This is a genomic window from Pseudomonas sp. CC6-YY-74 (assembly GCF_002025205.1).
Lineage (GTDB): Bacteria > Pseudomonadota > Gammaproteobacteria > Pseudomonadales > Pseudomonadaceae > Aquipseudomonas > Aquipseudomonas paeninsulae.
The window spans coordinates 1181016-1194787 of sequence record NZ_CP019947.1; the positions used below are offsets into that span (position 1 = coordinate 1181016).

At 60.7% G+C, this 13772-nt stretch carries 10 protein-coding genes; 9 read left to right on the forward strand and 1 reads right to left on the reverse strand.

Annotated features, from left to right (window positions below; translation table 11 throughout):
- The first annotated feature begins 66 nt into the window (after nt 1-66).
- The 6 genes from B2D37_RS05545 to prpD all read left to right on the forward strand — a co-directional run bounded on the left by B2D37_RS05545 (nt 67) and on the right by prpD (nt 8611).
- A complete protein-coding gene (locus tag B2D37_RS05545; RefSeq protein WP_079201781.1) occupies nt 67-789 on the forward strand; it encodes a GntR family transcriptional regulator in 723 nt (240 codons plus the stop codon).
- Nucleotides 786-1682, forward strand: coding sequence for a methylisocitrate lyase (gene prpB / locus B2D37_RS05550; protein ID WP_079201782.1), 897 nt, complete (start codon nt 786-788; stop codon nt 1680-1682). The genes B2D37_RS05545 and prpB overlap by 4 nt, the downstream gene beginning before the upstream one ends.
- A gap of 72 nt (nt 1683-1754) precedes the next feature.
- Nucleotides 1755-2918 carry a 2-methylcitrate synthase gene (gene prpC / locus B2D37_RS05555; protein ID WP_079201783.1) on the forward strand — a complete coding sequence of 388 codons (1164 nt, stop codon included), beginning with the start codon at nt 1755-1757 and terminating at the stop codon, nt 2916-2918.
- A 1-nt stretch (nt 2919) separates the two neighbouring features.
- Nucleotides 2920-5511: a Fe/S-dependent 2-methylisocitrate dehydratase AcnD gene (gene acnD, locus B2D37_RS05560; RefSeq protein WP_079201784.1), complete on the forward strand. Its 2592-nt coding sequence runs from the start codon at nt 2920-2922 to the stop codon at nt 5509-5511.
- A gap of 154 nt (nt 5512-5665) precedes the next feature.
- The gene (gene prpF, locus B2D37_RS05565; RefSeq protein ID WP_079201785.1) at nt 5666-6856 is read left to right on the forward strand and encodes a 2-methylaconitate cis-trans isomerase PrpF; all 1191 of its coding nucleotides are present in this window, start codon (nt 5666-5668) and stop codon (nt 6854-6856) included.
- A 270-nt stretch (nt 6857-7126) separates the two neighbouring features.
- Nucleotides 7127-8611, forward strand: coding sequence for a 2-methylcitrate dehydratase (gene prpD / locus B2D37_RS05570; protein WP_079201786.1), 1485 nt, complete (start codon nt 7127-7129; stop codon nt 8609-8611).
- 14 nt (nt 8612-8625) lie between these two features.
- Here the strand turns inward: prpD and B2D37_RS05575 are convergent, their stop codons facing one another.
- The gene (locus tag B2D37_RS05575; protein ID WP_079201787.1) at nt 8626-9444 is read right to left on the reverse strand and encodes a pyruvate, water dikinase regulatory protein; all 819 of its coding nucleotides are present in this window, start codon (nt 9442-9444) and stop codon (nt 8626-8628) included.
- A gap of 177 nt (nt 9445-9621) precedes the next feature.
- Between B2D37_RS05575 and ppsA the strand changes: the two genes are divergently transcribed.
- From ppsA to rraA, 3 genes are all read left to right on the forward strand, one after another.
- Nucleotides 9622-11994 (forward strand): phosphoenolpyruvate synthase, encoded by a 2373-nt coding sequence (gene ppsA, locus B2D37_RS05580; RefSeq protein WP_079201788.1) that lies wholly within the window; start codon nt 9622-9624, stop codon nt 11992-11994.
- 63 nt (nt 11995-12057) lie between these two features.
- Complete coding sequence (locus B2D37_RS05585; RefSeq protein WP_079201789.1) at nt 12058-13056, forward strand: alpha/beta fold hydrolase; 999 nt, start codon at nt 12058-12060, stop codon at nt 13054-13056.
- A 225-nt stretch (nt 13057-13281) separates the two neighbouring features.
- Nucleotides 13282-13770 (forward strand): ribonuclease E activity regulator RraA, encoded by a 489-nt coding sequence (rraA, locus tag B2D37_RS05590; RefSeq protein ID WP_079201790.1) that lies wholly within the window; start codon nt 13282-13284, stop codon nt 13768-13770.
- The last annotated feature ends 2 nt before the right edge of the window (nt 13771-13772 follow it).

Genomic DNA, 13772 nt, shown 5'->3' on the forward strand with positions numbered 1-13772 from the left:
GAATGTTTGACATCAATGCTTACATGGGGTAATTTTTTGGCAAATCTAGCAAGTAGTGTCGACAATATGCCCGATGCCATTGAGTTGCCCCGTATCGTTCAAGATGACTCGGAAACGCTGTCCGAGCATGTTTTTCGCCGGATTCAGGCTGCCATCGTCAAAGGCGAGATCGCACCAGGCAGCAAGATTTCCGAACCGGAGCTTGCACGCACCTATGGCATCAGTCGTGGGCCGCTGCGCGAGGCGATTCACCGCCTGGAAGGTCAGCGTCTGTTAGTGCGCATTCCCCATGTGGGTGCACGGGTGGTGTCGCTCGATCACGCCGAGCTGATCGAGCTCTATGAGATCCGCGAGTCGCTGGAGGGTATGGCCTGCCGCCTGGCCGCCGAGCGGATGAGCCAGGCGGAAATCGATGACCTGCGCCGGGTGCTCGATCTGCATGAGCAGGACGCGGCCTTCAAGGCGGGTGTCGGCTACTACCAGCAGGAAGGCGATTTCGATTTCCACTACCGGATCATTCAAGGCAGCGGCAACCGCACCCTTGTGCAGATGCTCTGCGGTGAGTTGTATCAGCTGGTGCGCATGTACCGCCTGCAGTTCTCCGCTACACCGAACCGCCCGCGTCAGGCGTTCGCCGAACACCACCGCATTCTCGACGCCATCGCCGAGCGCGATGGTGAACTCGCAGAGTTGCTGATGCGCCGTCACATCGGTGCGTCCAAGCGCAATATCGAGCGCCACTACCAGGGCGCGTCAACCAAGACAGCCAAACCCCGAGGTGAGTCATGAGTCAGCCTTCCAGTCAGAGCAGTCCCGGCCAGCGTTTCCGCGATGCGGTTGCCGCAGAACATCCGCTGCAGGTCGTAGGTGCGATCAATGCCAACCATGCGCTGTTGGCCAAACGCGCCGGTTTCAAGGCGATCTACCTGTCCGGTGGCGGTGTGGCGGCCGGCTCACTGGGTTTGCCGGATCTGGGTATCACCGGGCTGGACGATGTGCTCACCGATGTACGGCGGATCACCGACGTCTGCGACCTGCCGCTGCTGGTGGATGTCGACACCGGCTTCGGTTCCTCGGCGTTCAACGTGGCGCGTACCGTCAAGTCGATGATCAAGTTCGGCGCCGCGGCGATTCACATCGAAGACCAGGTGGGCGCCAAGCGCTGCGGTCATCGGCCGAACAAGGAAATCGTCACCCTGCAGGAGATGATCGACCGGATCAAGGCGGCCGTGGATGCGCGCACCGACGACAGCTTCGTGATCATGGCGCGCACCGATGCGCTAGCCGTCGAGGGCCTGAACTCGGCGCTGGATCGTGCAGAGGCGTGCGTCGAGGCCGGCGCCGACATGATCTTCCCCGAGGCGATCACCGAACTGGCGATGTACAAGACCTTCACCGACCGCATCAAGGCGCCGATCCTGGCCAACATCACCGAGTTTGGCGCCACCCCGCTGTACACCACCGACGAGCTGGCCAGTGTCGACGTGTCCCTGGTGCTCTATCCGTTGTCGGCCTTCCGCGCCATGAACAAGGCGGCCGAGAACGTCTACACCGCGCTGCGCCGTGACGGCACCCAGAAGAATGTGATCGACACCATGCAGACCCGCATGGAGCTCTACGAGCGCATCAACTACCACGCGTTCGAAGCGCATCTCGACGCGCTGTTTGCCGCCAAGAAATAACTGGCGCGCGAGCCGCCGCGGCCTGCGCATAACAAGAAATACCCGACCGGATCGGACGAGGAGAGACAAACGATGAGCTCGACCCCAGAAACCACCACCCCAGGCTTCAAGCCGAAGAAATCCGTAGCCCTGAGCGGCACCACCGCCGGCAACACCGCGCTGTGTACCGTCGGTCGCAGCGGTAACGACCTGCACTACCGTGGCTATGACATTCTCGATGTCGCCACCACCTGCGAGTTCGAGGAAATCGCTCACCTGCTGGTACACGGCAAGCTGCCCAATGCCGCCGAGCTGGCGGGTTACAAGGCCAAACTCAAGGCCCTGCGTGGCCTGCCGGCGGCGCTGAAAGCCGCCCTGGAGCAGCTACCACCGTCCGCTCACCCGATGGATGTGATGCGCACCGGCGTGTCCGTGCTCGGCTGCCTGGCGCCAGAGAAGGATGATCATAATCACCCCGGTGCCCGCGACATCGCCGACAAGCTGATGGCCTCGCAGGGTTCCATGCTGTTGTACTGGTACCACTTCAGCCATAACGGCAAGCGCATCGAGGTGGAAACCGACGACGACTCCATCGGTGGTCACTTCCTCCATCTGCTGCATGGCGAGACGCCGCGCGAGTCCTGGGTGCGTGCCATGCACTGCTCGCTGATTCTCTACGCCGAGCACGAATTCAATGCCTCTACCTTTGCCTCGCGGGTGATTGCCGGCACTGGTTCGGATATGTTCTCCGCCATTGCCGGTGGCATCGGCGCCCTGCGCGGACCCAAGCATGGTGGTGCCAACGAGGTCGCCTTCGAGATTCAGAAGCGCTACGACAACCCGGACGAGGCCGAGGCCGACATTCGTGCCCGGGTCGAGAAGAAGGAAGTGGTCATCGGTTTCGGCCATCCGGTCTACACCGTGTCCGACCCGCGTAACAATGTGATCAAGGGCGTAGCCCGCGAGCTCTCCACCGAGCAGGGCAGCACTAAGATGTACGACATCGCCGAGCGCCTGGAATCGACCATGTGGGAAATCAAGAAGATGTTCCCCAACCTCGACTGGTTCAGTGCGGTCAGCTACCACATGATGGGTGTGCCGACCGCCATGTTCACTCCGCTGTTCGTGATTGCCCGCACCTCAGGCTGGTCCAGCCACGTCATCGAGCAGCGCATCGACGGCAAAATCATTCGCCCGAGCGCCAACTACGTCGGTCCCGAGGACCGCAAGTTCGTGCCGCTCAAGGATCGCCAATAAGATGAACAGCCAATACCGCAAATCCCTGCCCGGCACCACGCTGGATTACTTCGATACCCGTGCCGCAGTCGATGCGATCCAGCCGGGTGCTTACGACAAGCTGCCCTACACCTCCCGCGTCTTGGCGGAAAACCTGGTGCGGCGCTGTGACCCGGCCACGCTGACGGCCTCGCTGAGCCAGTTTATCGAGCGCAGACGTGACCTGGATTTCCCCTGGTTCCCGGCCCGTGTGGTGTGCCATGACATTCTCGGCCAGACCGCACTGGTTGATCTGGCCGGTCTGCGTGATGCGATTGCCGATCAGGGTGGCGATCCGGCGCTGGTCAATCCGGTGGTGCCGACCCAGCTGATCGTCGACCACTCGCTGGCGGTCGAAGCGGGTGGTTTTGATCCGGACGCCTTCGACAAGAACCGCGCCATCGAAGACCGGCGCAACGAAGACCGTTTTCACTTCATTAACTGGACCAAGAAGGCGTTCAAGAACGTCGACGTGATCCCACCGGGCAACGGCATCATGCACCAGATCAATCTGGAGAAGATGTCGCCGGTGGTGCAGGTGCGTGACGGGGTGGCCTTTGCCGATACCTGTGTCGGTACCGACAGTCACACCCCGATGGTCGATGCGTTGGGCGTGATTTCCGTGGGCGTTGGTGGTCTTGAAGCGGAGAGCGTGATGCTCGGTCGCGCGTCCTGGATGCGTCTGCCGGATATTACCGGGGTCGAACTGACTGGCCGGCTGCAACCGGGCATTACAAGTACCGACATGGTGCTGGCGCTGACCCAGTTCCTGCGGCGCGAGCGGGTGGTTGGTGCGTACCTGGAGTTCTTCGGTGAAGGCGCTAATGCGCTGACCATTGGAGACCGCGCCACAATTTCCAACATGACCCCGGAATACGGCGCCACGGCGGCCATGTTCTACATTGACCAGCAAACCATCGACTACCTCATGCTCACCGGTCGCGAGGACGAGCAGGTCAAGTTGGTCGAGCAGTTCGCCAAGCACACGGGCCTGTGGGCCGATAGCCTGAAGAGCGCCGAGTACGAGCGGGTGCTGAGTTTCGACCTGTCCAATGTCGCGCGTAGCCTGGCCGGCCCGTCCAACCCGCATGCCTTGCTGCCTACCGCCGAGCTGGCTGCCCGTGGCATCAGCGGTGTGGTGGAAAACCAGCCGGGCAAAATGCCGGACGGTGCGGTGATCATCGCCGCCATCACCAGCTGCACCAACACCAGTAACCCGCGCAACATGATTGCCGCCGGCCTGATCGCGCGTAATGCCAACAAGCTGGGGCTGACGCGCAAGCCCTGGGTCAAGTCGTCCCTGGCGCCGGGCTCTAAAACCGTAAAAATGTACCTGGAAGAAGCGCAGCTGCTGCCTGAGTTGGAGCAGCTGGGCTTTGGCGTAGTGGCGTTTGCCTGCACCACCTGTAATGGCATGAGCGGCGCGCTGGATCCGGTTATCCAGCAGGAAATCATTGAGCGCGACCTGTACGCCACCGCCGTATTGTCGGGTAACCGCAACTTTGATGGGCGTATCCACCCATACGCCAAACAAGCCTTCCTCGCTTCTCCACCGCTGGTGGTGGCCTACGCCATTGCCGGTACCATCCGCTTTGATATCGAAAAGGATGTGCTGGGCGTGGTCGATGGCACGGAAATCCGCCTCAAGGACATCTGGCCGAGCGACGAGGAAATCGACGCGGTGGTCAAGGCTTCGGTCAAGCCCGAGCAGTTCCGTCAGGTGTATATCCCGATGTTCGACATCACCCGCGAGGCCCGCGAACAGATCAGCCCGTTGTACGACTGGCGCGAGATGAGCACCTATATCCGCCGTCCGCCGTACTGGGAAGGCGCGCTGGCCGGTGAGCGCTCGCTCAAGGGCATGCGCCCGTTGGCCGTGCTGCCAGACAACATCACCACCGATCACCTGTCGCCGTCCAACGCCATCATGCTCGACAGTGCCGCCGGTGAGTACCTGCACAAGATGGGCCTGCCGGAGGAGGACTTCAATTCCTACGCCACCCACCGTGGCGATCACCTGACTGCGCAGCGCGCCACCTTCGCCAACCCGCAACTGGTCAATGAGATGGCGGTAGTCGATGGCAAGGTGAAGAAGGGTTCGCTGACGCGTATCGAGCCGGAAGGCCAGGTCACGCGCATGTGGGAAGCGATCGAGACCTATATGCAGCGTAAGCAGCCGCTGATAATCATTGCCGGTGCTGACTACGGTCAGGGTTCCTCCCGCGACTGGGCTGCCAAGGGCGTGCGTCTGGCCGGTGTGGAAGCCATTGCCGCGGAAGGTTTCGAGCGCATCCACCGCACCAACCTGCTCGGTATGGGGGTGTTGCCGCTGGAGTTCATGGCGGGCACTAATCGCCATACGCTGAATATTGACGGTACTGAAACCTATGACGTGATTGGCGAGCGCAAGCCGCTGGCCACGCTGACACTGGTGATCAACCGCAAGAATGGCGAGCGAGTAGAGGTGCCGGTGACCTGCCGTCTGGATACCGCCGAAGAGGTCTCGATCTACGAGGCGGGTGGTGTGCTGCAGCGTTTTGCCCAGGACTTCCTGGAATCGACTGTCACGGCCTGACAGCCCGTAGGTTGCTGTTGAACGTAGCGATAGCCAATGTGCCAAGGCGCGCGGGTATCGCGACGTTCAACACGCGTGGCCCGATCTACAACCCACCGAACATGATTGAGCGAGGCGGCAAGTTGCCGCTTCAGTCTCAGAGGAAAGGCATTTCATGGCCTATGTACCCCAAATCAAGGTTCCTGCCACCTATATCCGTGGCGGCACCAGTAAAGGCGTGTTCTTCCGCCTGCAAGACCTCCCCGATACTGCGCAGGTTGCCGGTGCGGCCCGCGATGCCTTGCTATTGCGCGTGATTGGCAGCCCCGATCCCTATGGTAAGCAAACCGATGGCATGGGGGGGGCGACTTCCAGCACCAGCAAGACCGTGATCCTGAGCAAAAGCGAGAAAGCCGACCACGACGTCGATTATCTGTTCGGCCAGGTGTCGATCGACAAGGCCTTCGTCGACTGGAGCGGCAACTGCGGCAACCTCTCGGCGGCGGTCGGCTCGTTCGCCATCAGTGCCGGCCTGGTCGATGCCAGCCGCATTCCCGAGAACGGTATGGCTGTCGTGCGGATCTGGCAGGCCAATATTGGCAAAACCATCATCGCCCACGTGCCGATCACCCAGGGTGACGTGCAGGAAACCGGTGACTTCGAACTCGATGGGGTGACCTTCCCTGCCGCCGAAGTGCAGCTCGAATTCATCAGCCCGGCCGCGGACGAGGAGGGCGCCGGTGATTCGATGTTCCCCACCGGCAACCTGGTCGACGAGCTCGAGGTGCCGGGTGTCGGTACCTTCAAGGTGACCATGATCAACGCCGGCATCCCCACCGTGTTCGTCAACGCCGAGGACATTGGCTACACCGGCACTGAACTGCAGGACGCCATCAACGGTGACGCCAAGGCCCTGGCCATGTTCGAGACCATTCGCGCCTATGGTGCGCTGCGCATGGGCCTGATCCAGAACGTGGATGAAGCCGCCCAACGCCAGCACACGCCGAAAGTCGCCTTCGTCGCCAAGCCGGCGGCTTACCTGTCTTCCAGCGGCAAGCCAGTGGCCGCGGGCGATATCGACCTGCTGGTGCGCGCGCTGTCGATGGGCAAGCTGCATCACGCCATGATGGGCACGGCTGCCGTGGCCATCGGCACCGCCGCGGCGATTCCGGGCACCCTGGTGAACCTCGCGGCTGGCGGCGGGGCGCGCAGCGCCGTGCGCTTCGGCCACCCCTCCGGCACCCTGCGGGTTGGCGCCGAAGCCAACCAAGTCGACGGCGAGTGGACGGTGGTCAAGGCGATCATGAGTCGCAGCGCCCGCGTGCTGATGGAAGGCTGGGTGCGCGTACCCGGCGATGCGTTCTGAGGCGTATGGCCTAAGCTGAAGAAGAGCCCGCACAAGCGGGTTTTTCGCCTTCTGGGTTGGCATGTCGTGGCTGCAGTCATGTAGGTGGTTCGGATCGCCCCTGACCTAGCCCCACGTTTAGCCATGCACCCTTGGAGTGCTCTGGGATTGCGTTGGTGCCTGCTCTATGAAGTCAGACGGGCTACAAATTGCGCCAACGCCGTATACCTGCAGTGGTTTCGCGTTTCCCCGAGGGGCCGGGCCACAAGAAGCCGAAGGAGGAGTGAACACATGAGCGCCAATGTCGACCTGAATATCCGCCCCGACTATGACCAAGTGATCCAGGACGTCGCCGACTACGTCCTGACCTACAAGATCGAGTCCGCCGAGGCCCTGAATACCGCACGCAACTGCCTGATGGACACCCTCGGTTGCGGTTTGCTGGCGCTGCGCTTTCCCGAGTGCACCAAGCATCTCGGTCCGTTCGTCGAGGGTACCGTGGTGCCGAATGGGGCGCGCGTGCCGGGCACCAGTTTCCGTCTGGATCCGCTTAAGGCCGCCTGGGATATCGGCTGCATCGTGCGTTGGCTGGACTACAACGACACCTGGCTGGCGGCCGAGTGGGGCCATCCATCGGACAACCTCGGCGGTATTCTCGCGGTGGCCGACCACCTGTCGCAACTGCGCGTATCCCGGGGCGAAACGCCGCTGAGCATGCGTGTGGTGCTGGACGCGATGATCATGGCCCACGAGATCCAGGGCGTGTTTGCCCTGGAAAATTCCTTCAACCGGGTTGGTCTGGATCATGTGCTGCTGGTCAAGCTGGCCTCCACCGCCGTCTGCGCCAGGCTGATGGGGGCCAACCGCGAGCAACTGCTGTCGGCTATCTCGCATGTCTTCGTCGACGGCCAGGCGCTACGTAGCTACCGCCACGCGCCGAACGCCGGGTCGCGCAAATCCTGGGCGGCGGGCGATGCTACCAGCCGTGGTGTGCGCCTGGCCGATATCGCCATGCGTGGCGAAATGGGCATTCCTGGCGCGCTAAGCGCAGCGCAATGGGGTTTCTACGATGTGCTGTTCAGTCATACCAACAACGACCTGGCGCTGAAGCCTACTGAGGCGCGCCAATTCAGTTTCCCGCAGGGTTTCGCCAGCTACGTAATGGAAAACGTGCTGTTCAAGATCAGTTTCCCGGCCGAATTCCATGCGCAGACCGCCTGCGAAGCGGCGGTCATTCTGCACCCTGAGGTCAGGGATCGCCTGCACGAAATCGATAAAATCGTCATCACCACCCACGAATCGGCGATTCGCATCATCTCCAAGGTGGGCACCTTGGCCAATCCGGCCGATCGTGATCACTGCATCCAGTACATGACCGCCGTACCGCTGGTGTTCGGCAACCTGGTGGCCGAGCAGTACGAAGATGACTTTCATGCCGCCCACCCGATCATTGACCAGTTGCGCGAGAAGATGGAGATAGTCGAGGACCCGCGCTACACCCGCGAGTACCTGGAAGCCGACAAGCGTTCGATTGCCAATGCCGTTCAGGTGTTCTTCAAGGATGGCTCATCGACCATGCAGGTCGCGGTTGAGTACCCAGTCGGTCACCGCCGTCGTCGCGCCGAGGGCATTGCGTTGCTGGAGGACAAGTTCAAGGCCAACCTGGCAACCCGTTTCAGCGCCCAGCGTAGCGCGCAGATTTTCCACCTGTGCCAGGATCAGGCGGCGCTTGAAGCCACGCCGGTGCAGCGATTCATGGATATGTGGGTGGTGTAAAGCCCCGATCAACCCTACTTTAGGCGGCGCTCGACGCCTTTTTCCACCAGAATCTTGGCGGAAATCTCTTCCACGGAAAAATACGTGGAATTGATGAAGTTGATGTTTTCGCGGCGGAACAGACCCTCCACCTCGCGCACCTCGAATTCGGCCTGGGCGAAGCTGGCGTAGCGACTGTTGGGCTTGCGCTCATGGCGAATGGCGGTCAATCGATCCGGGTCGATGGTCAGGCCAAACAGCTTGTCTCGGTACTTCTTCAGCACGGCTGGAAGCTGCAGATGTTCCATGTCGTCTTCGGTTAGCGGGTAATTTGCGGCACGAATTCCGTATTGCATTGCCATATACAGGCAAGTAGGCGTTTTACCGCAACGGGAAACGCCGACCAGGATCAGGTCGGCCTTGTCGTAATAGTGAGTGCGGGCGCCGTCGTCGTTGTCCAGGGCGAAGTTCACCGCCTCGATACGTTCCATGTAATTGGAGTTGTGCCCGATGGAGTGGGACTTGCCGACCGAGTAGGACGAGTGCGAACTCAATTCTTGCTCGAGTGGTGCGAGAAAGCTCGAGAAGATGTCAATCATGAAGCCTTCGGATTCGGCTAGAACCTCGCGGATTTCCTGGTTGACGATGGTGTCGAAGATGATTGGTCGCGCATCGTCATTCTCGGCAGCACTATTGATTTGTTGTACCATTGCGCGCGCTTTTTCCACGCTATCAATGTACGGTCGCGTGAGTTTGGTGAAGGTGATGGTTTCGAACTGCGCCAATAAGCTCTGACCCAGGGTTTCGGCCGTAATGCCGGTGCCGTCGGAGATGAAGAAAGCGGTTCGTTTCATTTGCACCGTGGGCCTTAAGCTGAGGACGATTCTTGGCTATCATAGGCCCGCTTTTGCAGGCCGAAAGTGGCTGCATTGTTACTTATTTTCCAGGGCCCGGCCACAATCGTGCGGACATGCTCCGCCGAATTTTCCAGCCCCTTGAGCTTTTCCAACACCATTAGTGGAGAGATCACCTTGGTAGAGTACGTAGTTTCCCTCGATAAGCTCGGCAATCACGATGTTGAGCACGTAGGGGGCAAGAACGCCTCCCTGGGCGAGATGATCAGCAACCTTGCTGGCGCCGGTGTATCGGTTCCCGGTGGTTTCGCTACTACCGCTCAGGCCTACCGCGACTTTCTCGAGCAGAGCGGCCTGAATGCGCAGATCCATGCGGCGCTGGATGCCTTGGATGTTGACGATGTCAATGCTCTGGCCAAGACCGGTGCGCAAATTCGTCAGTGGGTGATGGATGCACCCTTCCCGGAGAAGCTCAATTCTGAGATCCGCAAGGCCTTCGCCGCTATGTCCGAAGGCAACGAGCATATGGCCGTAGCTGTGCGTTCTTCGGCCACCGCGGAAGACCTGCCAGATGCTTCCTTCGCCGGCCAGCAAGAGACCTTCTTGAATATTCGCGGCGTGGACAACGTGATCCGTGCGGCCAAGGAAGTGTTCGCTTCACTGTTCAATGACCGCGCCATTTCCTACCGCGTCCATCAAGGCTTCGACCACAAGCTGGTGGCCCTGTCTGCCGGCGTGCAGCGCATGGTGCGCTCGGAAACCGGCACCGCGGGGGTCATGTTCACCCTCGACACCGAGTCGGGTTTTCGCGATGTGGTGTTCATCACCGGCGCTTACGGTCTCGGCGAGACAGTGGTGCAGGGGGCGGTCAATCCCGACGAATTCTATGTGCACAAGCAGACTCTTGAGGCCGGGCGTCCGGCGATCCTGCGCCGCAATCTGGGCAGCAAGGCAATCAAGATGATTTACGGCGATGAAGCCAAGGCCGGCAAGTCGGTCAAGGTGGTCGATGTCGACTGTGCTGATCGTGCACGGTTTTGTCTGAGCGATGCCGAGGTCAGCGAGCTGGCCAGGCAAGCCTTGATCATCGAGAAGCACTACGGCCGGCCGATGGACATCGAATGGGCCAAGGACGGCGATGACGGCAAGCTATACGTCGTCCAGGCCCGTCCGGAAACGGTGAGAAGCCGCACCAATATCAATGTGATGGAGCGCTACCTGCTCAAGGAAACCGGCACCGTGTTGGTCGAGGGCCGGGCGATCGGGCAGAAGATCGGCGCAGGCAAGGTGCGGGTAATCAATGACATCTCCGAAATGGACAAGGTCCAGCCAGGCGACGTGCTGGTTTCCGACATGACCGACCCGGATTGGGAACCGGTGATGAAGCGTGCCAGTGCCATCGTCACCAACCGTGGCGGGCGCACCTGCCACGCGGCGATCATCGCCCGTGAGCTGGGTGTTCCGGCGGTGGTTGGCTGTGGCAATGCCACCCAGGTGCTGAAAGACGGCATGGGTGTGACGGTTTCCTGCGCCGAGGGCGACACCGGATTCATCTTCGAGGGCGAGCTGGGCTTCGATATCCGCACAAACTCCGTAGATGCCATGCCCGACCTGCCGTTCAAGATCATGATGAACGTCGGCAACCCTGATCGCGCCTTCGATTTTGCCCAGCTGCCGAACGCCGGCGTGGGCCTGGCGCGTCTGGAATTCATCATCAACCGGATGATCGGTGTACACCCGAAAGCGCTGCTGAACTTCGCCGGCCTGCCGCCGGAAATCAAGGACAGCGTCGAGAAGCGTATTGCCGGTTACGATGATCCAGTCAATTTCTATGTCGAGAAGCTGGTCGAAGGTATCAGCACCCTGGCTGCGGCGTTCTGGCCGAAGAAGGTCATCGTGCGTCTGTCCGACTTCAAGTCCAACGAATACGCCAACCTGATCGGCGGCAAGCTCTACGAGCCGGAAGAAGAAAATCCGATGCTCGGCTTCCGTGGCGCCTCGCGGTATATCAGCGAGTCCTTCCGCGATTGCTTCGAGCTGGAATGCCGGGCGATGAAGAAGGTGCGCAACGAGATGGGCCTGACTAACGTCGAGATCATGGTGCCTTTCGTGCGCACCCTGGGCGAAGCCAGCCAGGTGATCGACCTGCTGGCCAGCAATGGCCTCAAGCGCGGCGAGAACGGGCTGCGCATCATCATGATGTGCGAACTGCCGTCCAACGCGATTCTGGCTGAAGAGTTCCTCGAGTTTTTCGACGGCTTCTCGATTGGTTCCAACGACCTGACCCAGTTGACCCTGGGCCTGGACCGCGATTCCGGCATCGTTGCGCACCTGTTCGATGAACGTAATCCGGCGGTCAAGAAGCTGCTGTCCAATGCCATTCAGGCCTGCAACAAGGCCGGCAAGTACGTCGGCATCTGTGGTCAGGGTCCATCCGATCACCCGGATCTGGCCAAGTGGCTGATGGAACAGGGCATCGAAAGTGTGTCGCTTAACCCAGACTCGGTATTGGATACCTGGTTCTTCCTGGCGGAAGCCCAGCCATCCTGATTTACCGTTAACCTTTTGATTCAAGGGCAGGTTAATCCTGCCCTTTTTTGTGCCAGAGCGAAGATGCAAAGTAGCAGTCAGCTTTTCCCCGTCGCCTTGATCAGCGCGGAATTTCGTTTCGACTTGAGTGAGGATGTCTATCGCCTCAAGCCCGGCAACAGCCCCGACGCCAGCGTCGAGCTGGCCCTCACCCGTTTGGGCGTGGCCGGCCACGCGACCGAGCGCGGCGTGCCGGTGATCCTGTTGCCTGGCAGTTTTTCCAATCGACGCTTCTGGTATTCACCCAAGGGGCTTGGTCTCGGTCCTCACCTGGCGCGTGCCGGCTTCGATGTATGGATCGCCGAAATGCGCGGGCATGGGCTGTCACCGCGCAACAAGGGTTACAGGCACAACCGCGTCAGCGACTACGTGCGCTACGACTTGCCGGCGATTGCCGACTTCGTCCATGAGCAGAATCCACAACCGGCCCATTGGCTGGGGCACTCGCTGGGCGGCATCACCTTGGCCGGTGCGCTGGGCGGGCATCATCTTGACCAGGACCGAGTGGCGTCGGCGGCGTTATTCGGCAGTCAGATCAGTCGCACCTACTGGCCGCTGAAAGTACCGCCGGTGGAGTGGGGCGGGCGCTTGCTGCTCAAGCGTTTTTCCGTATTGTCCGGCAGCCGGCTCAAGCGCGGGCCGGAAGATGAGCCGATTGGTCTGGCTTTGGAGAGTTTGCGCTGGCATGGTCTGTTTGGCCGCTTTGGCGATGCCGAACGTGATTGGTGGGCCGGCCTGGCCGAGGTGCGGGTTCCGGTATTGGCGGTAGCGGCAGCGGGTGACCGGCAGGATCCGCCGTGGGCCTGCCGCAAGTTGCTCGAGCAGTTCGGTTCACCGCTCAACGAGTTTCTTTGTCTGGGTAAGGAAAACGGTTTCGCCAGCGATTTTGGCCATGTCGAGATGCTGGTCAGCAAAGAGGCGCAACGCGAGGTATGGCCGCTGGTGGCGGGTTGGCTGGGCAAGGCTCGGGATATCAAAAGGGCCGCGCTTGAGCAGGGAGAGGGCGTTTCGCCTGCGCAGTGATACCCGCTAATATGCTGCCAAGTGGTTGCTCGGTGGTTTTCTGGGCTTGGCGCAGTTGCGTTGCTCGTCGCTCGGGAGAACTGCTATCCACATGAGGGCACCCTTGCGCGGGGCCACTGGCATAAGTCAGGTGCTGGCGGGCCTGGTGCCACTGCCTGTGACGTATGCGCTGATCGTGCCGGCATCGAACTGATTTTCACTGTCTAGTTAACCAGGAGTTTTCCCATGCATTACATCACCCCAGATTTGTGTGACGCCTACCCGGAGTTGGTGCAGGTCGTCGAGCCGATGTTCAGCAATTTCGGCGGCCGCGATTCCTTCGGCGGCGAGATTGTCACCATCAAGTGCTTTGAAGACAACTCGCTGGTCAAGGAGCAGGTCGAGCAGCCAGGCAAGGGCAAGGTGATGGTGGTCGACGGTGGCGCCTCCATGCGCCGCGCTCTCCTTGGCGACATGCTCGCGGAAAAAGCCGCGAAGAATGGCTGGGAAGGCCTGGTGATCTATGGCTGTGTACGCGATGTGGATGTCTTGGCGCAGACCGACCTCGGTATACAGGCGTTGGCCAGCCATCCGATGAAGACCGACAAGCGCGGTATCGGCGACCTAAATGTGGCGGTGACCTTTGCTGGTGTGACTTTCCGCCCGGGCGAGTACCTGTATGCCGACAACAACGGCATCATCATTTCGCCCGCTGCACTGAAAATGCCGGAATAAGT